Origin of the sequence: Desulfurivibrio alkaliphilus AHT 2, from assembly GCF_000092205.1 — a bacterium.
GTDB lineage: Bacteria > Desulfobacterota > Desulfobulbia > Desulfobulbales > Desulfurivibrionaceae > Desulfurivibrio > Desulfurivibrio alkaliphilus.
In genome coordinates, this window is sequence record NC_014216.1 from 2,500,757 (window position 1) to 2,524,523 (window position 23,767).

The following is a 23,767-nucleotide window of genomic DNA, read 5'->3' on the forward strand; positions in this document are numbered from 1 at the left end:
AGGTCGCTGTGATGTTTGCTCACCCAAAACGGCAATTGGTAGGGCTGCTTTTCGGGCTGGCTTTGGCGCTGCCGCCGGCGGCGGCCGCCGCAGGGCCCGATGAAGGGATGAAATCGCTGCCGCCGTCGGGCGGTCAAACAGCGGTGACCCCGGCGGAGGCAGCCAAAGAGGCGGCGGCCGCCGCCCGCCGGGTGGACCTGGCCCGTTACCTGCCCCGGGCGGCCACCGATCACTTTCCCAAACCCGATGAGCAGGGGCGGCTGGAGTTGTCGGTGGAAGAGGCGGTGGTAATGGCCCTGGCCAACAACCGCTCGCTGGGGATTCAGCTTTACCGGCCGCTGATCAGCGGCACCTTTGCCGAACAGGAGCGGGCGGTGTTTGACCCCTCCCTTTTTGCCGAAGCCGCCGCCGGACGGGAAAAAATTCCCCAGGGTGACGATTATCGGCGTATCGAGACGGAAAATTACCGGCTGGGGGTGGAGCAGGACCTGGCCACCGGTACCGCTTTGGAACTGGCCCTTGAGCAACGGCGCAGTGATCCCGACAACATCACCGGCGATCTCAGGCACCGCGCTGGTGCCAGCCTGAGCCTGACCCAGGCCCTGTTGCGGGGCGGCAATCGCCAGGCCAACCTGGCCGGGGTGCGCCAGGCCGACCTGGAGGTACTGGTTTCCTTGCATGAGCTGCGCGGCTTTACCGAAAGCCTGGTGGCGGAGGTGGAACGAGCCTACTGGGATCTGGTGCTGGCCGAAAGCCGGATCGCCATCTACCGGGAGTCTTTGCAATTGGCCAAATCGCAGCTGCAGGATGTGATGCGGCGCATTGAAGTAGGCACGGTGGCGGAGGTGGAGCGGGCCGCCGCCGAGGCCGAACTGGCCTTTCGCCGCCAGAGTCTGATCGACGGTGAAAGCCGCCGGGACCAGGCCCGCCTGGCCCTGATCAACCTGGTCAATCCCGCCCCGGGCCGTGCCGCCGGCCCGCCCGAGCGGCATGATCAGCCGGGAGCCGGGGGCATCTGGGAGCTGCGCCCGATTCCCCGGGAAACCCCTTATGTTACCGAAACCGAGCCTGACCGGGTGGAAGATCATCTGGCTTTGAGCCGGCAGATGCGGCCCGATCTTGACGAGGCCCGGCTGCGCCTGGAGCAGGGTGAGCTGGAGGTGGTGCAGACCCGTAACGGCCTGCTGCCCCGGCTGGATCTGTTCATCACCCTGGGTAAAACCGGTTATGCCGACAGTTTCGGCCGCTCTTTTCGCGAAATGGTCGATGATTCGACCTATGCCGGTTCCGCCGGCCTGCGTTTTTCCATGCCGCTGGGGGGCAATCGGGCTGCCGCCGCCCTGGACGCCCGGGCCCGGGTCGGCCGTGATCAGGCCGAGGCCAGCCTCAACAACCTGATTCAGTTGGTGGAGCTTGACGTCCGCAAGGCACACCTTGAAGCCCGGCGGGCCCGGGCCCAGATCGACGCCTCCGCCGAACGCCGCCGCCTGCAGGAAGAGGTGCTGCGGGTGGAGGAGGTCAAATTCGAGGTGGGGCGCAGCACCGCCCTCAACGTGGCCCGGGCCCAGCGCGACCTGCTGGAAAGCCAGCTCAACGAGGTGGACGCCAAGGTAGCCTATCGCCTGGCCCTGACCGAACTTTACCGCCTGGACGGTTCCCTGCTGGCCCGCCGCCAGATCACTACCTAAGAGCATCCGGGGCACCCCGCCTTGCGACAAGCAGCCCGGCTTGCGTACTGGTGTACGCGGCGCCGGTCTGCTTGTCGCAATTCGGGGTACCGCGGATGCCCTTAGGTGTCTGCTAATCCCTAAAAGACCTCTTGACGAATTAGCTGTGTCGTGTTATTTAATTGTTTGGTTAAATTGTTTAGTGCTTAAACAGTGTTTCAAGAGGCGGTTGTTATGAAAACCATCAAAGAAAAAAAGAATCGCAGAATAGCGCAGTATTTTCTGGCGCCGCTGGTGCCGCTGGTGATCATCGGCGGGATTTATCAGCCATATCTTGGTTATCTAGCTTTGGCGTTGATGATCACCATGATCGTCATGACCTTTTTCTGGGGGCGGTGGTACTGCGGTTGGCTTTGTGCCATGGGGGCCTTTCATGAGCGGGTGTTGAGCAAGGTCAGTCTGCAGCGGGAGATGCCGGAGCTGTTTAAAAAAACCTGGTTCCGTTGGCTCTTTTTTGTGCTGTTGATGGGCCTTATGATCAGCCGCCTGATCGCCTCCGGTGGTGATCCGGCCAAAATCGGAGCGGTTTTTGTAATGATGTGGACAGTGGCCACCACCCTGGCGGTGGCCTTCGGGCTCTACTTCAAACCCCGCTCCTGGTGCAACTTCTGCCCGATGGGCTCAATGCAGGGGGTGGTAGCGCCCAAAGTCAACCTGCTCAAGGTTGGGGAAGATTGCAAGCAGTGCGGCCTCTGCCGCCAGGCCTGCCCCATCCAGACCTACCCGGGGGCCTACAAAGAACAGGGTTATGTGCCCAGCCTGGAGTGCATGCGCTGCGAAAACTGCGTGGTCAATTGCCCCAAGAAGGCCCTGTCGCTTTAGACTCGGTTATCCAGGGCATTTCGGACCGCCAGGACTACATCGACGGTGGCAAAAGGTTTCTGAATAAAGGGAAACCCGGCAAAGTCCATCTTCTTCTGCTTCATAATTGTCTCGTTGTAGCCCGACATGAACAGCACCTTGAGGTTGGAGCGTTTAGCTGCCAGTTGCTGGTAAAGATCCATGCCGTTGCCGCCAGGCATGATCACATCGGTGAATAACAGGTCGATCTCCGGTTCGGCGGTAAACAGCTCTTCCGCTTCGGCCGGGTCTCGGGCCGTTATAATCTTGTAGCCCAGGGTTGCCAGGGTGCGATTGAGGATGTCGCGCACCGCCGCTTCATCCTCCACCAGCAAAATAGTTTCCCGGCCTTCGGGCAGATCCGGAAATACCCGGGTGGTCAGGGCGTGGTCAGGTTCCGTTGTCTGTGGCAGGAAGATTTTGAACACGGTCCCGCCGCCGATCTCGCTGTATACCCAGATACTGCCTTGGTGTTGCTGGATAATGCCGTACACGGTGGCCAGGCCCAACCCGGTCCCGGCTCCCACTTCTTTGGTGGTGAAGAACGGCTCGAAAATGTGTTCCTGGGTCTCAGGGTCCATGCCGCTGCCGGTATCGGAAACGGTCAGCATTACGTGAGGGCCGGGCGTCATCCCGGGATGACGGGCCGCCTGCTCCGCATCCAATTCGACGTTGCCGGTGGTTATGACAATGGTGCCGCCGGTGGGCATGGCATCCCGGGCGTTGACCACCAGGTTTAGGATTACCTGCTCCAGTTGTCCCGGGTCACCGTTAACGTTGCCGAGATCAGGGCTGAGATTGAAGGTGACCTCGATATCCTCGCCGATGAGGCGGCCGAGGGTTTTCATCAGGTTCTCCACCAGCTCATTGAGTTTGAGCGGTTGCATCCTGGCCTCCTGCTCACGGCTGAAGGCCAGGAGTTGGCGGGTCAGGCCCGCCCCTCGCCGGCCCAGTTCCAGGATCCGACTGATATCATCCCTTAAGGCGGGGTCGCTGGTGTTGCCACGCAGAATTAATTCGCTGTAGCTGAGGATGCCGGTGAGAATATTGTTGAAGTCGTGGGCAATTCCTGCCGCCAGGGTCCCTACGGCCTCCATTTTTTTGGTTTGCTGGAGCTTGGCCTCGAATTCCTTTTGGACGGTGATATCCCTGGCTACATGCACCACGCCGCGGCAAACGCCGTCGTTGCCGATCAGGGGCGAGGCGGAAACCAAAAAGGTTTTACCCAGAGGGGAATGTTCGATCTCGCAAATGTGTTGCCGGTGGTCGGCCAAAGTTTGCGCCACCGGACAGCCTTCACAGGGCTCGCCCGCGTCCCGGTACAGTTCGTAACAGTGCCGGCCGACCAGTTGTTCCGCAGGTTGCCCCCAAAGCTCACCGGTTGCCCGGTTGGCCCGCACAATGCGCAGTTCGGGGTCCAGGATAGTAACGGTATCGGCCATGGCGTTAAAGGTTTCTTCCCACTCCTCTTTGGCGCGGCGCAACTCTTCCCCGGTTTGCTGCCGCTCGGCGACTTCCCGCTGCAGCGCCTGGTTGGTATCGCCCAGGGCTTGAGTCCGCTCGGCCACTTGGCGCTCAAGATCTTCCTGCAACCGGCGAAGAGCGGTTTCGGTATTTTTCCGGCTATCGATTTCGTTGAGCAAGGACCGTTTTTGTTTTAACAAGGTGGCTTGGATCCGGCCGAGAAAGAAAAAGAGAAAGGTAAAGACCGTGATGGCCGTACTTCCAGTAATCACCAGAAAAAAAAGGCGGAGCCGGTTAAGCTCGGCGATCAGCCCCGAAGTGTCGTCAAGAAAGAAAATTTCGCCGATTTCATGGCCGGTGGCGTCCCGCAAAGGAACCTGACCGCCCTGTATCGGCCAGCCTTGCTCGGTGGAGGTGAACGTTTTCAGGGCACGTTGTTCGCGGGGTAAGGCCATAAAGTCGCGCAGGGCCGGCGGGATATCCTTGCGGCTGCCGCTCAGCACCACCAGCCTAGCCAAGCGCCCCCACTCCTCGACCCCACCAGGCCCGGTCAGATGCAGCCAGTCTTGCCGGTCAAGTTGTTCTTTGGCGGTGACCAGCCAGATATCACTGCCCACCGAGCGTTGGAGAGTTGTCGTCAGACCATGAATTTCAACGCTAAGATCGATAAAGCCCGCCGTTTTTCCATCTAGCCGGAGAGGGTGCACCAGCCGTAGCAAAAGTATACCGGTCGGATCAAGTTCCAGCCCATGAGCCGGATCGCCCGATTGTACCGCCTGGGCCAGGACCTCGCTGTCAGAACGTTCGTGGGCCCATAAGGGAATTTGCCGGTGAAGAAACAAAGTGTGGTCAGGTTGCCGCAGAGAGATGTCGATGAATTCATGGCGCGACTTGAGCCCATCGAATATTGGGGCCATTCGGGCCTCCAGGGTGTGGAGGTCGCCGGTCAGCCAGGCTTGCTGAAAGTTTGGGCAGCTGGCTAGACCGTTTAAATTGGCGTGTAGTTGGAGAACTTCCTTGTTCAGAAGGGTCGGCAGCAGTGTCTGGATTGCCCATTGGCGCTGCTTTCCTTCGCTGGCCACATGTAGGCTATGGATGTGGAGGCCGGCGAAAATGGTAACCACTATGCTTAGCAGGAGCGCAAGGCCGAGGGGCAACAGAACGTGGCGCCGGAGGGCGCTTCCGCTCGGGGGCACTCTCGATTTTTTTGGCGATGCCACTTTGCGGTCCTCCGTGACAACCATGCTGTGGTAGTCTCATCAAAGATGATGCAATGTCTAACAACTAGGAGGTACGTTTTTTTGTGCAGAACGCACATGTGAAGAATTATAAATAAATCGGAAACAAAAAACAAACAAAAAAATACCCGGACAGTCAACAGCCACCGGGCAGGGGCGACCCTGTGCAACAAAAAAACCCCCGCTTTTCTGTTGGAAAAGCGGGGGTTTTAGTATCGTTCTGGTATCTGTTGATACCGAATTCTCTATGGCTCCCGGGGAGGGACTCGAACCCCCGACAGGGTGGTTAACAGTAACCAGATCATGGGTTTTCAGGTAGTTTCATCTTTTTTCATTCCGCACAAAATCTTGTTGACTTTCCGTTCTAATTGGCTGAATATTAGTTCACCTAGTTTCAGGGCTTTTCACTGTATCGCACCCCCAAGAGGTTGCACAGAGGTTGCACGGAGGTTGCACGAAGAAGACAGGGTGGCCATAGAAAGGGAGAAAAGGGTGATGAAATTTTCTGAAGCCAAAATCCGCAATCTTCGACCCCAAAGCAAAAAATATTATCTCCGGGAGGCCAATGGCTTCTCTGTCCGTATTATGCCCTCAGGGGCCAAAACCTGGCTTTTTATTTACACGTTTGACGGCAAGCGGAAGGAGATGAATCTTGGGCACTACCCGGCTGTAACGCTGGAAGCAGCCAGGCGCAAATACAGGGCCGCCTTCGACCTATTTGAACAGGGGAATGACCCGGTCGCCATGCACCTGGAAAAAAAGGAGGAGCGGCGGCGGACGCCTTTTCTTAGTGATCTGGTTGATGAATATATCAACAAGCACGCCATGCGCTTCAAGCGGAGCTGGGCAAAGGACCAGGCGATTCTTAATCGTGATGTAGTGCCGGCCTGGGGCCAGCGGAAGGCGGTTGATATTTCAAAGCGGGATGTCATCTTGCTGCTGGAAAAAATCGTTGATCGTGGCTCCCCGGGCATGGCGAACAACTGCTTTCAAATCATTCGCAAGATGTTCAACTTCGCCGTGGACCGGGAGATTCTGGAAATCTCTCCTTGTACCGGGGTGAAGATGCCGGCCCCCAAGATGGCAAGGGACCGGGTTTTATCGGAGGAAGAGATAAGAGTCCTGTGGTCCGGCCTGGAGCGAGCCAAGATCTCCCACGAGGTCCAACGGGCAATCAAGCTGATCCTGGTGACCGCGCAGCGGCCGGGTGAGGTAATGGGGATGGATTTCAGCGAGATCGAGGGCAGGTGGTGGACCATTCCAGCCGATCGGGCCAAGAACGGCAAGGCGCACCGGGTTTACCTTACTGACACAGCACTGGAGCTTATTGGGGAGAATACCGGGGGATTCGTTTTCCCGTCACCCCGCCACAGGGAAAATCCTCGCCCTATCGGCAGCAACGCCATGACGGTCGCGCACAGGCGAAACAAGGATAAAATTCCGCTGGAAGACTTCACCCCCCATGACCTGAGAAGAACGGCAGCAACCTTTATGGCCGAGATGGGGACCATGGACGAGGTGATCGATGCAATTCTCAATCACAGCAAGATGGGGGTTATCCGGGTATACAACCAGTATCGTTACGACACGGAAAAGCAGGCCACCCTGGAAGCATGGGAAAGGCGGCTGCAGCGGATACTGGGCGCCGAGAAAAAGGAGCAGGGAGATATAATCAGGCTGAGGGCCCCCATGAGGCTAAAGGACATCAGCGCGGGTGGAGAATAATTCTGATCAGTACGCACCACACCGTCATCTGAACATTGTGATAAATCCTGAATCAAGGAGAATGCATGCCCAGGAAAAGAGAGCCCCGAAAGTTACTGAGCGGGGAATTAGCCGCCAAGGTGGAGGCGGCGGCCGACACAATGCCGGCAGATATTGCTTATCGCCTAAAGGATGTAATTCTCGACGAAATGGAAGCGGAACAAGCCTCACCGTGGATAGCAAGCTATCTGGAGGACGTACTTCGAGCAGATTATGAGAAAACCCGTAATCCGCTAATCGCATGGCATGCTTATCACCATGCCAGGGCACTACGTAAACCAGTTCCGGAGTGGGTGCTGGAATACCTCGACAAGTCAGCGAAAAGGTTGCTCAACCCGGACAACCAACCCAAGGATATTCCGGCCCTCTTGGGTTTTATGAGGGCCAACTCTTTAGGCGGCGGAGCGCAGGCGTTCAAGCAGTGGGAAACATATTATATTCAATTGATAGCGGTTCTTATCCTGTCACACATCATGGGGTCAAACCCAGACATGTCTATTGAAAAGGCTTGCGAGCTAACGGAACCTTTCGTCGAAAAAATGAGTAAAGGCCGTATAACAGCCGACATGTTCACTATTAAAAAATGGTATTATCAGTTCACCAACCCATAAGTGGACGTAACTTGTGAGGTTGCATCCCTAAACCTTTGCATTGCGCTGCAATAAAGTGCCGATAACAGCAATCACGCTGTTCGGCACTTTATTTTTGGAGGTAGCGCCATGAAAGCAAAACCGAAGAGGATTATCCGGAAACCAGAACTTTGGGTCAAGGTGGGGTTAAGCGATCCGACCATCTGGCGATTGGAAAAAAAGGGGAAATTCCCCAAGCGGCTACGATTGGGCGGAAATTCCTGTGGCTGGCTTGAGCATGAGGTCAATGAATGGATTAATAACCGCGCGGCGGAACGGTAGGGTGACGGCCATGAACACATTAGATAACGGCAGACACCACGACTGGGATAGGAATAGCCGCCAAGCGATAAGGGTGAATCACGAAGGAGACTGTGTTTCTCTATTCCGGAAGGAAATGGAACATCACGGCTTGCGGCCACCGGAATCCATTGTACCAGGGAAGTTTATGCGTTTCCCCGGGGTACACACCAGTGACCAGAGTGTGGCAGGGTACTGCAAAGAGTTTGAAGACGGAACCGGCGGCATTTTCGGCGACTTTTCTTCCGGCCTCAAGGGAACGTGGCAAGCGAACCAGCCACTCAATGAAGCCGAGAGACGGGTATTCAAACAAAAGGTGGAAGCGGCCCGAGAACAGGCTCGCAAGGAAATTAAAGCTTGCCATGCCCAGGCAGCAAAAAAGGCCACCATCTTGTGGAAGCAGGCCATGCCTGCTGGTGCCGACCATCCATATCTTGTGAAAAAAAAGGTTAAGCCGACGGCTACGTTGCGGGAAATCAACCCTGCCGACGCTAAAGCCCTTCTTGGTTTCCCACCAAAAAGAGGAGACCAGGTGCTTATAGGCCGCCTGCTGGTTGTGCCGGTCAAAGTAAGCGGCCAAATTGCTAGCCTTGAATTTATTGATGAAAACGGGCTTAAGACGGCTCTGGCCGGTGGAGCTCGTGCCGGTGGGTATTGGGCAACCGGCCCCCTGCCGAAAGGTGATGGCGCCGATGAAACCTTGCTGCTTGGCGAGGGCGTGGCCACGGCCCTAAGCGCCTCTGAAGCCACCGGTTATCCGGCGTTGGCCGCGCTATCCTGCGGCAATCTCAGGGCGGTTGCCGCCCAGTTGCGAAGTCAATACCCAAAAGCCCGCCTGATCATCTTGGGCGAGCCCGGCAATGGTCAATCCCACGCGGAAGAAGCGGCACAGTCAGCAGATGGCCTTGCCCTTTGGGAAGGTGGAGACATCAACGACTTACACGTTGATCAAGGACTTGATGCGGCCAGAGAACTCATCGAAAAGGCCGGTCTCTGCAAGGCTGAAACGACTTCCCGCCGCACGCCGATCCCGCTTCCGGAACTCCCTCCCGTAGAACCGTTCGATCTTCGCCTGTTGCCGGACGCTCTCCGTGCCTGGGTGATGGATATAGTCGAACGTATGGGTTGCCCGCCCGATTTCGTGGCGGTGGGCGTAATGACCGCCCTGGCCAGCGTCATCGGACGAAAACTCGGGATCAGGCCACAAGCTCAAACCGACTGGACCGTTATTTGTAATCTCTGGGGGTTTATTGTCGGTCGGCCTGGCGTATTAAAAAGCCCGGCCCTGGAAGCAGCTCTGGCTGCCCTAAACCGACTGGTTGCCCAGGCAATGGAGGACTTCACCAGGGTGATGGAAGAGTATAAAAAGCTCCAAGCCCTTGCCAAACTGCGAGCTGAGGCCGCTGAGAAGGCCGTTAAAAAAATACTGCGTGATGATCCTCATGCCGATGTTTCGGCCCTACTGGCGGTTGAGGAACCTGATGTTCCCACCCTGCGGCGCCTCAAAACCAACGACACCACCCCTGCTTCCCTGGGAGAATTACTGCGACAAAATCCAAATGGCCTGTTGGTGTACCGGGATGAGATGGTTTCATTGCTCCGAGGGCTAGACCGCGAAGACCAGGCCGAAGGAAGGGGGTTCTTCTTAACGGCATGGAATGGCGATTCCCCTTACACCTTTGATCGGATCGGGCGCGGCCTTAATCTGCATATCGAAGCGGCCTGCATTTCCATGTTGGGCGGCACCCAGCCCGGTCGCCTGGCCGAATACATTCGGCACGCCGTCAAAGGAGGGGCAGCAGACGACGGGCTGATCCAGCGCTTTGGGTTATTGGTCTGGCCTGATCCCGCGGGGAGTTGGAAAGAAGTTGATCGACCACCGAACATCATGGCCAAAAACGAGGCCTTTGCGGTTTTCGCCAATTTAGACCGACTCGATCTTGAAGCCATAGGTGCTGAGCAGGATAAAGACCTGGAGGGCAATCCCGAGGGAGTACCATACCTGCGCTTTGCCCCGGACGCCCTTGCCCTCTTTCGAGAGTGGCGAAATGAGCTTGAAGCTCGGCTGCGGAAAGGTGATCTCCACCCGGCCCTGGAAAGTCACTTCGCAAAATACCGTAAATTAATACCCGCTCTGGCCTTAATTATCCATTTGGCCGATGGGGGCACCGGTCCTGTCAGCAGGGTAGCAACCTTGCAGGCATTAGGCTGGGGCGACTACCTGGAGAGCCATGCCCGCAGAGCTTATGGGGCGATCGCCCAACCGGAAGTAACCGCGGCCAAGGCAATTCTGGCACGGATTAATAAAGGTGACCTGCCCCAGTCCTTTTCGAGCCGGGATGTCTGGCGTCAAGGCTGGTCCATGCTCTCCGACAGGCATGAAGTAGCCAGTGCCCTCGACATGCTGGTTGACTATGGGTATCTCCACCTTGAACGAAAAGAAACCGGTGGCCGGCCAGCGACTATTTACCATTTTATCGCGGGGGCCGAAGAATGAAGTTTCTTGACATGCTGAAAAAGGAAAAAACCCTCCCCGACGAACTGTCAGAGGGATCGAAAGCCAAGAAAATCCCCCAACCAGGTACTGCCAAAAGTGCCAAAAGCCCTTTTGACGGTTTTGACAGTACCACCAGTAGGGCTTTTTCGGAAAATATTCCCGAGTTATCGTCTGATTGCCAGCAATGCCCGGCCCTGGAACTGATCGACGCATCAGGTGCGGTACTGGCTGGTTGCGCCAAAACCCTGCCCCCTGGCTCACCCTGGCGGCAGGAGTGGCGGCGAATATCCGAAGGGTCGGCCAGTTGCCCGGACAAGCCGAAAACGGCAACAGGCTATGGCTGCGGGCGTTGCGGCTCGCCCAACTATACCCAGGGTCCCGGAGGCTGGTGTTGTGATGGCTGCGGGAAAATCTACCACATCATTGGCGGCTCACGTGGCCCGAGATTGGTGATCCATTAAGAGGTGCGAAATGCCGGGAAAAAAAGGAGTTGTCAGGTCAAAAGCAGGGACCTCGCGAGCAGCGGCCGCCCACCGGCGCAAGCTCTTTGTCGAGGCTTATATTGCATGTGGGGGCAACGCGACCGAGGCGGCCATCGCGGCGGGCTACAGCGTGAAAACCGCGACCTCACAAGGTTCCAGGTTGTTAACAGAGGTTAAGGTTTTGGCGATGCTTAAAGAGCGCCAGGAGGAGATTGCCCGGCGATACGAGGTTAATGCCGAGACCGTCATGAAATCCATGGCTGCAGCGATCCATTTCGATCCGCGCAAGCTGTTTGATGCCGAGGGCCGCCTGAAGCCGATCACCGCCCTGGACGACGACACTGTCCTGGCCTTGCAAAGCTTCAAGCTTGCAGCACCGAAAGGAACGGGGGGCGAGGACGATATCCCCCTGCACGCGGCAGAGATCAAGTGGGAGTCAAAAGCGACGGCCCGAGATCAGGCCTGTAAAATCCTGGGACTCTACGAGAAGGACAACCGGCAGAAGGGGCAGGGTGGCGACAGTATCTACCGGATGAGCATGGAGGAACTGGAGAAAATTGCGCGGGGCGAGGCGTAGTTGCTGCGGGAGCAAGCGGCCTACAGGTCATGCGGTGCCGGCGAGGACCGCAAAGCTTCACTGTGCTTAGCCGAATCAAACTCAACGGAGGAGATTATTGAGCCACCATCCCAGGCAGGGCGGTGATGGCCATCAGGATAGTCCCACAGATCACCAGCAGAGCTCCTATGGCCCGCTGGCCAGCAGGTTTAACATCAAAGTCGTCTATCTTCTCGTTGAGACTTACAGTCTCAGTATGAAGGTCCTGCGTCAGTCCGTCCAGGCGAGCAAAAAGTTTGGCCACATCCGCTACGCGGTTGGCTTCTTCCTTCTTCATCATATGTTGCAGGGTGTCGGTTCGAGCTCTCAGTCTTTCTATAGCGGCAGGGAGATCAATACCTTCGGGAACTGAGTTCCAGGAATATGCTGAACAACTTCCGGTGAATGTGCCTACGCCAACGCCAGACAACACAGCGTGGCCTTCTGCCCGCTTTGGCCGTTTCCAGATCCGCGACCATTGCCTTCGTAGCCATCGCAGAACCCATGCCAGCGCCATGGTAAGGGTTTCAAGAACCCTTTTACAGAGCTTTGTAAGGTCCCGTGAGGAGCCGATAACTATACCTGTGAGGTTCATGAGCAATCCGACGATGAACAAGGTCATGGCTGTCCTCCGGCGATACTAATCCACCATCGCTTTGAGCAGGGCGTCGCGGGCGTCGGCGTAGAACTGAATGTCGATTTTGGTGGCCATGTCGTCGGAAAGATCGAACAACTGGCGGCGGCAGGTCACGGGCATCAGCAGCACGGTCGCGCCCTTTTCAACCGCGATCTCAGCCATGGCCACCGGGTTGTGAACCGGCTCGATGGAGCCGCCCAGATTGATTTCGCCCACCACAATCAGGCCCCCCCGGACACTTTTGCGCAGCAGGGCGGTACTCAGGGCGATCAGGGCGGCAACCCCCAGCTTGGCCCCGGACTTCGAGGCATCAAAGGCCCGCAACTGGACGGTAAACTCATGGTGGCGCGGGTCTTTATCCCCCACCAGCTGTATCGCCCGGGCGTAGAGGTTCTGCTCGGCGTAGCCCATCGATTCGCGGAAGGCCGGCGGGACCGGCTTGTTGAGAATTTTTACCCCGTTGCCCGCCCCTTCATTGACCTCGATCCGGTATAGACCGGGATGTTCCTCGTCCCCGCCGGGGCTGATGGCCCAGACCTGCCCCGGCTCCAAAGGATCGCCACCGATGCTGTTTTCGCTCTGCAGCTCCGGGGTGGAGACAAATTTTTCCACCCCATCGGCCCCCATAACATAGCTGAAGTGGGTATTGCGAAACTCGGCCGCTCCAATCCGTTTCTGTTGCTCCTTGACCCGGCGCCGGGCTTCCAGGGCGATCCGCGCCGCCCATTCTAGGTCCTCGTCGGGAATCACGGCATCCTGACCGGGATAGAGCAACTTGAGCAGGCCGCTGATGGTCTTGTGCACCGCGTTGGTGTCCCGCCCCGAAAGTGCCCCGCCCAAATAAAGCCGATTTTGCAGGCTGCCCAGCCGGCTCTGACTGCGCAGCCGGCTCCAGCATTCGGAAAGAAAGTCGCTGACCAGGCCGAAATGACCGGTCAGCAGCTCCTTGCTGATCTTGGGCACGTCCCAGCCCGGCAGGAAGGCGTGGATCCGATCCATGAAGGCGGTATCATCCCGCATTTCGGGCGGCAGGGGGCCAAGGAGATGGCCGAGCCGCTGCTGGTGCTCCACATCGACCCCGAAGTTGCCGACCAGGACAATACTGCCGTCGGCCCGGATACTTTCCTTGCCCCGGCTGAACTCCCCGGACTCCATGTAGCCCTTCATGATGTTGACCCCGTCCTTCTGGTCGAAGGAGATCCCGGAAACCTCATCGAAGCAGACCACATCATACTGGCAGACCAGGCCCCGTTGGCCGGTGCCCATATGAACGAACATCCGGGCCACGGTGGCCTTGCCGCCGGAAATCAGGTGGGCGTAAGGGGAAACCTGCTGAAAGAGATGGCTCTTGCCGGTCCCCCGAGGCCCCAGTTCCACCAGGTTGTAGTTACGCTCCACAAAAGGCACCATGCGCAGCAAAAAGGCGTCCACCTGGCGCGGCGTCAACCCGGCCGGCTCGATTCCGATGGAGCGGAGCAGGAATTCTTTCCACTCGGTGGTGGAAAAATTTGCCCGGGCGGCAGCCAACTGGTCCAGCACATTGCGCTGGGAAAGCTGAATTTCGCGCAGGCCGGCAACCCCGAACGGCCGACCGTTTTTTTCCTGGGCGATTATCGGATCATAATCAAGGGTGATCTCGGCATAAAACCCGCCGGTCAACATTCTTTCATGGCGACTTACCAGCTCGGCGTCAATGCGGGCATCGGTCAGGCGCAGGCTGGGCAGCGTGGCCAGGTAGGAGTCGGTCTTGGCGTCCAGCCGAGCGGTGATCAGGTCGATAATCTTGACCTCCCCCTGTTCCCGGGCCCGGGACTTGAACAGCTCCTCTTCCCCGGCCCGCACCGTCCGGTCGCTTAGTTGGCGTTGGACGATCTCCAGACCCTCTTCGATCTCCTCCTGCTCGATGCTGGCGCAGTAACGGCCCAGCAGAAATTCAACCACGTAGGTCGGGACCGGAAACTGGCGGCTGAAGGTCCGGACCAGGTCCTTGCGGACCAGGTAGCCATCCAGCGCGGCGGCAGCTTTGCGATCAATCTGGTCAAGAGTCAGGGTGTCCATCATTTTGCTCCCCCGATTACGGTAACAACCTGCGCGGCCAGGGCGCCATCAGCGGTGAGCAGCACCAGTGCCGCCTCCTGCCCCTCCAGTTCCTCATCTTCCACCACCACGGAAGCGGTACCGTTGCTTTTCAGCCCCTTGGTGCCCACCACCACACTGGAGGCCGGATCGCCGGCCTGCCGGCGGATGTCCAGGGTCAAACCGGCAAAATTGCCGGCCACCGCCACCGTGCAGCGCAGGCCTTTCCAGACGATGTCGGTAAACTCCAGCGCCTCTGCCGCTTCCGGGGTCTCAGCCGACCGGCGGACAGAAAGCTCCAAGGCCAGGCATTCCTGCAGGCTCAAGCCGCCATGGGCATATTCCTCACCCCGCCGGTAACAGCAGATTCCGTCGGCCAAAGCCACCTGCTGTTCCGGATTCCAGTACCAGGGATACAGGTGCTCGTCGGTGGCGGCGCCCTGTTTGATGGTGGCGCAGCGCCCCCATTTGCTGTCCACCAGGCAGGCCGGCAGCTCGATTTTGGGCAGGCCCCCGGGCAACAACAGCCAGCCGTGATCGGTTACGACCCGCACCCGCACCCGCCCCCAGCCGGCAGCCAGCAAGGCCATGATCCGGTCCCGTATTTCCTCCAGCAGGGGATCAACCTGGCGGGCAAGTTTCCAGCCCCGGCCATGCCCTTCATGGTCGATGTCGCCAAATTCGCACCAGGCGTTGCCCTGGCCGTCACCGTTGTCGTTGCGCTCCAGAATCTGCCAGCCCTGCTCGATGATAAGTTTGCGCAGCAGATAGGATGTCATCGGTTCAAAGTTGTAACCCGCCGTTCCTTCCCCCAGCTCGGGGGAAGCCAGAATGGGGGCCATGGCCGGTTTGCCGGTAGCGGTAACGCTGGGCAGGGGCACCCAGTAGGGGCGTTGGCCGATTTCATAACCCTTGGCCGTCAGCATGCTTTGCAGGCGCCGGGCCAGATCAAAACGCAGACCATCCACGAACATCAGGCATTCCCCCGGCTGGGGTGGCGCCACCTTCCTGGTCACGATGCTGCCGCCTGGATAGCCGGCCGCGGCAACCGACTGCTGCAGATAGCGAGCGGACTCCTCCGCCCAGGGGAGATAAACCGCCCGGATGGCGGCAGTCAGTGCTGCCAGGTCCGCCGGGGCGGTCACCTTTGCCAGCGCCCGCAACAGGGCGTCGTCGGCCTGCCAGCCCTGCTGACCATAGCGGTCCGCCAGGTCAGCAGCGGTGCCGGCAACCAGGCCGGAAGCGGTGATCCCGGCCAGAACCGCCAGATGCTCCAGGGCCAGGGCCAGGGGCGCTTCCCCAAGTTCGGCCCAGACCAGCTCCCGGCGGAAACCATGCTGTTTTTCCAGCTCCGCCAGCTTCTGCCGGGCCGCCGGGGCCGCAACCTCGGCCAGCCCCTGCAATTCGCGGCGCAGGATATTTTCCTGGCTTTCATTCCATTGCGGCCAGCCGTGATTAACCGGAGCGGCGGTCAGCCACACCAGGGAACCACTGGGCGGCTGGCATTTCCGGATTTGCGCGGGAATGCCGGGATAGCGGAGCGGAGCTTCACAAAAACGCTCCCAGACCCCCTGCCAGGGACCCTGCCGGCTGGCCAGCCTGGCCGCTCCCGCCAGGATCCCTTGCTTGGCCGGATCAAAGCCCAGTTGAGATTTGCAGACCTCGACCATGGCCTGCCGCTCGTTGGCGTTGCGGTCAGCCAGAAAGTTTTCACCCTGATCGAGCCACTGGAGCAAATCCCGCACCGGATCACCACCGGTCAGCAAGGTATTGAAATAATCCTTGTCCAGCCGTTTATCCCGAAGCCGCTCCACCTCCTCATCCAGCAAGCGGTAGAGGGCCAGTTGCATGGCTTTTCTGGCCTCCTGGTCCTGGGCCACATCAAGGCCCAGCCCGCCCTGGTCCGTTTTCAGCCAGGCCAGAATGGTCCAGTCCTTGGCATTGATCTGGGACCAGATCACCCCGCGATACTGCAGCTCGGCCAAAGGCTTTAATGGTTCCGGGCAGCTTTCGATGGCCCGCAGATCCTGGCGGCTGACTCCGGGCAGGTAAAGAATGGGGGGACGATGGGCGGGTGGCGCCACTTCCTCGATCTTGCCGGCAACCACACAGCGCAGCCAGATAGCGGGGCCGGTGCGTTGCTCCGGGGCATAATCGCCCAAAACAAACAACTCCGGCAATTCCGCCTGCAAGCGGGGAATGACGGCCTCCCATTGGCGATCATGGTCCGGCCAGAGGATACAGGCCGGCGCCACCTGGACCTCCGGGTTGTAAACCGCTGCTCCGCGCACTGCCTGTAGAAGCTGATCAATTACTCGCATCCGAATACCCGTTTCACTCAGTGCTCAGCGTCATCTGCTAATACCCTCCAGTCGCTTGATCCAGCCGTCAAACTTCGGGCATTCCCTCCGTATGGCATCGAGTCCGATTTCCAGCGCTACCAGCGAACCATGCAGGGGTTTGTCGTAATCGGGACAGATCGCGAGGATCCTTTTGGATGGTGCAGTTTGCGCGCCGTCGTTGATATGTTCCGGCGACGAAAAATGGGCCCGCACCGTGGTCAGTCGGCTGACAACAACTTCCGGCTGTTCGAACCACCTTCCAAAGGCTTCCGGTTCGCTGAACAGCAGGCCTTCAAATTCGTGGATCACCAGATTGGCAATGAAATTTGCCTGAGCGATGTCGTTCTGGAAGGCATGTTCAGCCACAACAGCCCGGTCAAACGAAGAGCCGGCCGTGGCAAGCGATGGAAAATCCCCGGGCAACCCATAGAAATCGAGGAAGGTTGTGACCCAGGAGTTTGGGTCTTCTTTGCATTTCTTCACAACCTGTCGTTTGATTTTTCCATAGCTGGAGACGCCACCCCGGCCATGCGGTCCGGTGCGAACGATGATGGGGTTCAGCCAGACGCCAAGTCCAAAATGCGGACGCAGCACTTCACGGACAAAAACATCTTCTGTCAGCCCCTCGCAAAAAATATGTACTCTGGTCATTGGGAAGGCCTCCCGCCCAGAATATTTTTCTGCCACAGCTCAGCCAGGGAGTATTCTTCAAGCCAGCTTGCCAATGAGGGCCTATCCAGGCGGTGTAAATGGGTCCCGCCTTCATTGCGGTCGACAACGATTACATCCTCCGGGCTAAATTCGTTCAAAAGGTCGGCGGACTGGGTGGAAACGATTACTTGGCGTTTTTTAGAAACCGAGCGCAGCATGGAGGCCAGCAGGTGGATGGCAAAGGGATGCAATCCCAACTCCGGCTCATCGATCAGGATCGTTTCGGGCTGAAATTCTTCCGGCTGCATCAGCACCGTTGCAAGACAAATAAAACGCAGGGTGCCATCGGAAAGAAGATGCGCCTTGAAGGGAATATCTTCGCCTTTCTCCGTCCATTCCAGCTCGATTTGATCTTTATTGGCGGGATTGGGGCGAAGGTAAAAATCGCCGAAAAATGGCGCCACCAGCTTGATAGTTTTGACGATGCGCTCGTAATGGATCGCACGCTGGTTTTTCAGCAAAAAAAGGAAGGGGGCAAGATTGCGGGCATCAGGCCGCAGGTAGGCATTGTCGTTGATCCCTTGGAGTTGCTTGAGCGGAGCGCTGTCGCTGGTGTCGTGGAAGTGGTAGACTCGCCAACTTTTGATCGCAGGCAACACATAGTGATCGATTAAAGTCCCCGTCCCCTCATGGATTCTCGACTCGAAATGCCCGGTCCCGATGGATCGGTTACCGCCCAGGTTCCACCCAAAATTTTCCTCGGCAAACATCATCCGATTATCCAGGGTGGGCTCCAGCACAAAATTGTAACCGTTGTTGCCGAAATACAGTTCCGCACTCAATTTCTCCGTTTTTTTGCGGCCAAAATAGAGCAGGGCATCCGGCCCGCCTTGCTTGCTGACATGGTGTTGCAGATTCCCGGCCTGCATCTGCTGAATGAGACGAAAAAAACCGATGAAATTTGATTTGCCGGCGCCGTTGGGGCCGATCAGCACATTCAGCTCTTTAAGTTCCAGGTCGCACTGGCGAATCGACTTGAAACCTTGCAGCACGATGCGTGATAACTGGTTCGGGTTCATCCTGCATGCTCCTTTTCTAGGGCCAGACGTTTCTCGGCCAGGGTCAGGTGGTGGTCGTTGATGCGGCCGCCTGGTTGGCCGCCGTATTGGGGGCCGAGGTGATACCAGGGGGCTGATTCTACATCTTTGCCCCGGTCTTTGTTCCACTTGATGTTGGGTTTGTCGCGGAGGATGCCGGCGCCCTTTTTGGCGATGTCGGGGACGGTGAGGAAGGGGCGGATGTTGAGGCGGACCCCGTCGTTGAGGTCGGGGTGCCAGCCGATGGGTTGCTGTTCCAGGGGCTTCCAGCGGATGAAGATGTCGTGGGGGGCTTCGCCCGCCAGGATCAGCTCCAGCCTTTGCCGCAGGCTCTCGGCGGCGGCGATTTTTTCGCCGGCCCCGTCCACCCCTTCGGCCAGGTCCCGGCGGCAGCGGTCGAGCCAGTCGCCCAGGTAGGTGTAGGTCAGGGTTTCGAGTTTTTTGTAGTCAAGGCGATGGTAGTTGACCAGGGCCGAGAAGCCGTCGGGCAGGCCGTCCCAGATCTGCCAGATGAAGGGGCGGTGGTGGAAGAGCTTGCAGTGCTGGCTGAAAAATTTTTCCCGCAGCCAAGTTTCCAGGGTCTTGCCGGCATGATCGGCGTTGTTGAGCAGACGGGCCAGGGTGGCGCCCCCCCAGGCCTCACCGTAGGCGGCGGCCAGCAGGTTGAGCAGGCGGTCGGAGGCTGCGGCCTCGCCCCGGACCGGGGGGATGCAGACAATGCCGTCCTCGTCGGCGTGGGGCAGCAGGAGGGCGCTGCGCTGGACCCACTCCCGCTGCTCGGCGGCCAGCTCCATTTCGCCATCCAGTTCGGCGGGCCAGCGGTAGCCCAGGAGGCGGGCGACGGCGACCTGGAGGACGGTGGCATCGTGGCGCAGGGGGCCGGGGGCGGTTTGTTTGGCGGTTTCATCCCAGACCACCGAGCCGCAGGGGTGGCCGTGGAAGATCCATTGGCTGGGGTCGTCGGAATAGGGTTGGGGCAGGCCGTGAGGGTATTGTTCGGCGGCGACCTTGGTCCAGTGGTCGAGGTCGAAGGGGACTACTTCAAATATCGCTTCTGCAACCCTCAATTTCTGATTAATTTCCCGAACTGCTGTGAAAAATTTTTCAGATGAACAATACGACCAAAGAGCAAGATGATGTTCGACTTTCTCTGGAACTAAACACGCGCAATTTCTGCACCAGCTTTCACCCAGACTTAATGAAGCTGCGTTGTTGCCCATTGTGGATACTGTTACGCCAGGCTTTCCCCAAAATTTAACATTTCGAATACTACCTCCAGGGCATTTTGATAGTGAACCCTGTCCATTTTCAAAAAAAAGAATATTTTCACGACCACCATATTCGATTGTTACATTTACGCTATTTAGCTGATAAATCCATCCGTCCAAGAGTCTGGGGTGTTCCCAATGCCTGAACATGAATCGCTGAGAATCTCCACTGTCAACACCAGCTAAACTTCTTGCATGCTTCCCTAATAAACTCAGAGAATTTATTTCCGAAAAACTTATCACGGCATCCGGGTTATCCAACTGCCGGGCCTGTTCCACCTGTTTGAGTTCGGTGGTGAGCAGGGCGGCGGCCTTGGCGGCAGCGGTGCGGGGGGCGGAGACATCGAGGCCGGCGATCAGGTGCGGGGGGGGCGGGTTGGCCGCCGGGTTGGCGGCGGCCCACAGCGGTCCCGGCCCGCCGCCTTGGATGGCTCCCCGGCTCAGGGTGAGGAGTTGGACATTGAAGTCCCACATCGGCGTTTGAAAAGCCTGCGGCCCCAAGCGGGCAATCAGGTGCCAGGTCTCGTTTTGCAGCAGCTTTTCCCGGAGCTTCCGGTAGCTGGTCAGAAAGAGCCAGTTCTGGGGCAGGACCACGGAAACCACGCCCTGGCGCCCCGCCCCGCCGGCCAGCCCCGAACTTTCCCGCCCTGGTGCGGGCGGGGCGGCTTTTTCGTGGACGCACAGTTCCAGGCAGCGCTCCAGAAAAACCGTGGCCAGGTCGTTCTTGGCCGCGGGGTAGTGGCGCTGGCAGAAGTCGCGCAGGCGTTCATCCTGTTTGCCTCGGGCCAGATAGGGCACGTTGGTGAGCAGCCAGTGATACTTGCCGGTCAGCAGGGCGGCGGCCTTGGTCAGGCCCTGGGCCACCACCGCCACTTCCTGCTGTTCGGCGCTCTGCTCCTGGTTCAGGGCCCGGTCCAGGGCGGCGCTCAGTTCGTCCCAGGGGGCGATCCGGGCGGCCTCGGTTTTGGCCGGGTCCAGCAGGCTGCCCAGCACCGGGGCCTCCTGGAAGGTGTCGTGGAGCCACTCCAGGGCCAGGCGCAGGTTGGGTTTGCTTAGATTCAGTTGTTTCCACTCCTCCCGGGCCAAGCCGATGGCCAGGCCCGAACAGGCCAGGTGCAGCTCCGGCAGGGGGCGGTAGCCCAGGGGGGCCGCACCCCCGGCTCCGTCGGCTGAAAACGAGGGGGCAGCCGGGGAATCTTGCGCGGAGGGGGCGGGGAGATCGGGGTAGCGCCAGGCGGTGAGGGCCAGGGCGAAGGCGGCCAGTTCGACGCAGCGGCGGTCCAATTCCAGGCCGTGGATATTGTCCCGCAGTACGGCCGCCACCGCCTGGCGGGAGCTTAAGTTTTCCAGGGCCATGCGCAGGGGGACCAGCATCAGGAAGGCGGCCACCAGAAAATGGCCGGAACCGCAGCAGGGGTCGAGGATTTTGAATTGGCTCAGCTCTTGGGGCCAGCCGGCAAAGGTGCCGGCGGCGGGGGTCCAGGCTTCCCCCTCATCCCGGCCCTCTGCCGCCGGGGCAGCGGGCATCTTGATGAAACGCAGATACTCCAGGGGCAGGCCGGGGATGGCGGCCCTGGCTCGCAGCTCCTCTTCGTCGGCGGCGCCGGCAAGCTCAGCCGGGCTCAGGCGGCGGGTCGCCCACCAGGCCCCCAGGGCGTTGTCCAACAGGAAGGAGACCATGTAGGGCTCGGTGAAGAGCTGGGTGACGGCGGGCAGTTCCCGGGCGCCGATTTTGACCTCGGCGGCGTTGACTTCCTCCTTACGCTTGGATTGCCAGAACTGGTAAACCCAGCCCAAGGAGTCGGCGGCGGTAAACACTTCCCGAGGCAGCTCGGTTATCAGCCGCTCCAGGCGTTGTTGATGTTCCGGCGGCAGAATCAGTTGGAACACCGGTGAGTCGAGCCGGAAGATCTGGGGCAGCATGGCGGTGGCCAGGCGAGCGGCCAGTTCCCATTCATTGCGCAACCCCTCGTCTCCGGCCAGCTCGGCGCACTCTGCCAGGCTGACGGCGACCCCATCATAGAGCAGCAGGTCGTTTTCGGCCAGAAAGCGGGCAAAGAGCATCCGGTGCCAGTGTTCATAGGCCACTTCTTCAATAAGCCGCTCCATGGTGTTGCGCTTGCCGCCGTTGAGTACATCACCCAACTGGCGGCCGTGGGCCCGCAGCCTGAGCCGCAACGCACGCTCCAGCTTACTCAGGTGCGGCGGCGGGGTGGGTTCCGCCACCCCGAGCTGCTCCAAAGCGGCCCGGGCGGCATTCTCGGCAATCTCCCGGGCCTCCTGGACGCTGCGTTCCAGGAGGTTTCTTAATGTTTTATCCAGTGGCTGCATGGCTTCTCTATATTGGCGTTATATGTTGCGCTTCACATTAAGTGCAACATTAACACAATTCAATGTGGCAATACAATGCGACATAACATTCCCGGCAACATTCAATCCATTCGGTTGGCGTGTTTGTAAATATAGACCGCATGCTTGCCTCGGCCAGGCGGCTGAATGGCACTGTTTTCCCGCATCAATTCCTTCATGAGGCGAATCACCTGATAGCGGCTATAATGGGTAATCTGGCGGATTTCTCTATTGGATAATCCCGCATCCCCGCGCTGGGCCCGGTCCATAAGAATGCTGAGGACTCTGGTTTTGGCCGCATCCCAGTTAATCCGGCGGCTGTGCTCCAAGGTACCGCTCTCCTGCAGGCGACTGTGCAGCTCGGGGGATAAAGTCCAGTAAGTGCCTTTGCCGCTTCCGCCCCGCTCCAGGTAATGAAGGTGCTCCATATCGGCCAGCACGCCGCGCGCCTGCTCTTCCGACCGCTGGCAGATTCTGGCGGCGGTGGCAGTATCCATCTCGAAATGCTTCAGGAGATACTGAAGGATCAGGAGCCGGTCAACACCTAGCAGGCGGCCGGCCTGGCTTTCCTCGGCAACAAACAGTCGGAAAGAGCCGGAGAGATTGCGGTGCAGAAAGGTCACCGTCACCGACTCCCCGATTTCCCGGATGGTTGGCGGCTCTTTTCCTTCGATCAGCAGAGCCTCGAACATCCGGCTTACCCCCAAATTACTTCGATTGACCAGCCGCAGGCGGGCCAGGGCTTCAACCAGCAGCGGGTTGCGGGCCGCAGGCTGATGATGGAGGATGTTTTCCGGGGTAATACCGGCGATAAAACCGCCATTGTTGCTGATTTCAAGACGATCCGGGAACTGCTTGACCATGATGGGGCCGGACAGCCGGTAGTCGGCATGGCACAGGGCGTTCAGCAGGGCTTCCCGCAGGGCGATCTCGGGGTAAACCCGGTACTCGAAATGAAAAAGACCGTGCTCCAGGGTGGTGATGGGGTTGTCGGCATTGATCAGTTCCTCCAGCCGTTCCAGGGCGATGGGCAGAGCTGAGCGGCTATCGACCCGGTTGCTGTAGTGGGTGTCTGATTCCATGCGCAACCAGGTCCAGACATAGCCCTGCATCAGGTTTTGCAGGGCCTCTTCCTTGCCGGCCAACAGCAGGCCGGCCCTGGTCAAAGCCCCATGCTTGAGCAGTTCCAGGGCCGCCAGTAATTCGTGGTCAGACAGACGGAGCAGATCGTCCGGGGCTCTTTCCTTACGGGCTTGGTTGCGCAGCTTTTCCAGGGCGGACGGGGAAAGCAGATCCCGGGTGGCCCCCGGTACGGTTTCAGCGGTGAAATCGGTCTCCCCGGTTTCCACCGCAATCTTGCGGCGCAAGGTTCCGGTAAGCGGTCGGCACTCCTTGCCGATACGCACGGTTCCGCGCCCCGAGGTATCGGTATAGGGCGGCATGCCGGGGTGAATCTGCATAATCAGCAGGCGACCCGTGCCTTCGGGAACCCGCAGCTCCTCAAACACCGGCATGATTTTGGGGTCGGTCTGGTCATAGACCGCTTTCTTGAGCCGGTTGACATCAACCTCAAGCGGGACGCCAAGCACGGCCTGGCTGCGGCCTTTGACCGTGTCGGCCACTCCGAAAACCACCGTCCCGCCCCCGCCATTGGCCATGCATACGGCCATGCGGATCAGCAATTGCACTGCTTTGTCCATGCTTTTGCCGTCCCACTGCTTGAAGTCCAGGTCCTGGTCCTCAAGCTCATCGGCAACGCGCTGGTCCAGTTCCGGCAGGAGCTGTTCTATTTGCTGAGGAGTTTTCATGGC

Annotated in this window: 16 protein-coding genes; 8 read left to right on the forward strand and 8 right to left on the reverse strand. The window is 58.9% G+C overall.

The features are described from left to right. Window positions 1-11 precede the first annotated feature (11 nt). Both DAAHT2_RS10910 and DAAHT2_RS10915 read left to right on the forward strand, forming a co-directional pair. Window positions 12-1,688, forward strand: coding sequence for a TolC family protein (locus DAAHT2_RS10910; protein WP_013164336.1), 1,677 nt, complete (start codon window positions 12-14; stop codon window positions 1,686-1,688). Window positions 1,689-1,901: 213 nt separating this feature from the next. Continuing rightward, window positions 1,902-2,549, forward strand: coding sequence for a 4Fe-4S binding protein (locus tag DAAHT2_RS10915; RefSeq protein ID WP_013164337.1), 648 nt, complete (start codon window positions 1,902-1,904; stop codon window positions 2,547-2,549). On the opposite strand, the gene DAAHT2_RS14005 is transcribed toward DAAHT2_RS10915, so the two are convergent. Then, window positions 2,546-5,275, reverse strand: coding sequence for an ATP-binding protein (locus tag DAAHT2_RS14005; RefSeq protein ID WP_013164338.1), 2,730 nt, complete (start codon window positions 5,273-5,275; stop codon window positions 2,546-2,548). The two genes, DAAHT2_RS10915 and DAAHT2_RS14005, sit on opposite strands and share 4 nt — an antisense overlap. A gap of 444 nt (window positions 5,276-5,719) precedes the next feature. Between DAAHT2_RS14005 and DAAHT2_RS10925 the strand changes: the two genes are divergently transcribed. From DAAHT2_RS10925 to DAAHT2_RS14015, 6 genes are all read left to right on the forward strand, one after another. After that, window positions 5,720-6,994, forward strand: coding sequence for a tyrosine-type recombinase/integrase (locus tag DAAHT2_RS10925; RefSeq protein WP_218915008.1), 1,275 nt, complete (start codon window positions 5,720-5,722; stop codon window positions 6,992-6,994). 65 nt (window positions 6,995-7,059) lie between these two features. Beyond that, window positions 7,060-7,644: a hypothetical protein gene (locus DAAHT2_RS10930; RefSeq protein WP_013164340.1), complete on the forward strand. Its 585-nt coding sequence runs from the start codon at window positions 7,060-7,062 to the stop codon at window positions 7,642-7,644. Between the two features lie 108 nt (window positions 7,645-7,752). Next, entirely contained in the window at window positions 7,753-7,944 is a 192-nt protein-coding gene (locus DAAHT2_RS14410; protein WP_013164341.1) for a helix-turn-helix transcriptional regulator, read from the forward strand. 10 nt (window positions 7,945-7,954) lie between these two features. After that, window positions 7,955-10,459 carry a DUF3987 domain-containing protein gene (locus tag DAAHT2_RS14990; protein ID WP_218915009.1) on the forward strand — a complete coding sequence of 835 codons (2,505 nt, stop codon included), beginning with the start codon at window positions 7,955-7,957 and terminating at the stop codon, window positions 10,457-10,459. Next, window positions 10,456-10,920 (forward strand): hypothetical protein, encoded by a 465-nt coding sequence (locus DAAHT2_RS14715; RefSeq protein ID WP_157861471.1) that lies wholly within the window; start codon window positions 10,456-10,458, stop codon window positions 10,918-10,920. Before DAAHT2_RS14990 ends, DAAHT2_RS14715 begins: the two co-directional genes overlap by 4 nt. A gap of 10 nt (window positions 10,921-10,930) precedes the next feature. Further along, window positions 10,931-11,518, forward strand: coding sequence for a terminase small subunit (locus tag DAAHT2_RS14015; RefSeq protein WP_013164343.1), 588 nt, complete (start codon window positions 10,931-10,933; stop codon window positions 11,516-11,518). Between the two features lie 94 nt (window positions 11,519-11,612). Here the strand turns inward: DAAHT2_RS14015 and DAAHT2_RS10950 are convergent, their stop codons facing one another. The 7 genes from DAAHT2_RS10950 to DAAHT2_RS10980 all read right to left on the reverse strand — a co-directional run bounded on the left by DAAHT2_RS10950 (window position 11,613) and on the right by DAAHT2_RS10980 (window position 23,764). Next, window positions 11,613-12,158, reverse strand: a complete 546-nt coding sequence (locus DAAHT2_RS10950) for a hypothetical protein (RefSeq protein WP_013164344.1) — start codon at window positions 12,156-12,158, stop codon at window positions 11,613-11,615. A gap of 18 nt (window positions 12,159-12,176) precedes the next feature. Then, a complete protein-coding gene (gene brxL, locus DAAHT2_RS10955; protein ID WP_013164345.1) occupies window positions 12,177-14,231 on the reverse strand; it encodes a BREX system Lon protease-like protein BrxL in 2,055 nt (684 codons plus the stop codon). Then, complete coding sequence (gene pglZ, locus DAAHT2_RS10960) at window positions 14,231-16,570, reverse strand: BREX-1 system phosphatase PglZ type B (RefSeq protein ID WP_013164346.1); 2,340 nt, start codon at window positions 16,568-16,570, stop codon at window positions 14,231-14,233. The genes brxL and pglZ overlap by 1 nt, the downstream gene beginning before the upstream one ends. Window positions 16,571-16,600: 30 nt before the next feature. Further along, entirely contained in the window at window positions 16,601-17,242 is a 642-nt protein-coding gene (locus DAAHT2_RS10965; protein ID WP_013164347.1) for a DUF4276 family protein, read from the reverse strand. Beyond that, window positions 17,239-18,321 (reverse strand): AAA family ATPase, encoded by a 1,083-nt coding sequence (locus DAAHT2_RS10970; RefSeq protein ID WP_013164348.1) that lies wholly within the window; start codon window positions 18,319-18,321, stop codon window positions 17,239-17,241. Before DAAHT2_RS10970 ends, DAAHT2_RS10965 begins: the two co-directional genes overlap by 4 nt. After that, window positions 18,318-21,938, reverse strand: coding sequence for a DNA methyltransferase (locus DAAHT2_RS10975; protein WP_013164349.1), 3,621 nt, complete (start codon window positions 21,936-21,938; stop codon window positions 18,318-18,320). The genes DAAHT2_RS10970 and DAAHT2_RS10975 overlap by 4 nt, the downstream gene beginning before the upstream one ends. A gap of 101 nt (window positions 21,939-22,039) precedes the next feature. Beyond that, window positions 22,040-23,764: an ATP-binding protein gene (locus tag DAAHT2_RS10980; protein WP_013164350.1), complete on the reverse strand. Its 1,725-nt coding sequence runs from the start codon at window positions 23,762-23,764 to the stop codon at window positions 22,040-22,042. Window positions 23,765-23,767 lie beyond the last annotated feature (3 nt).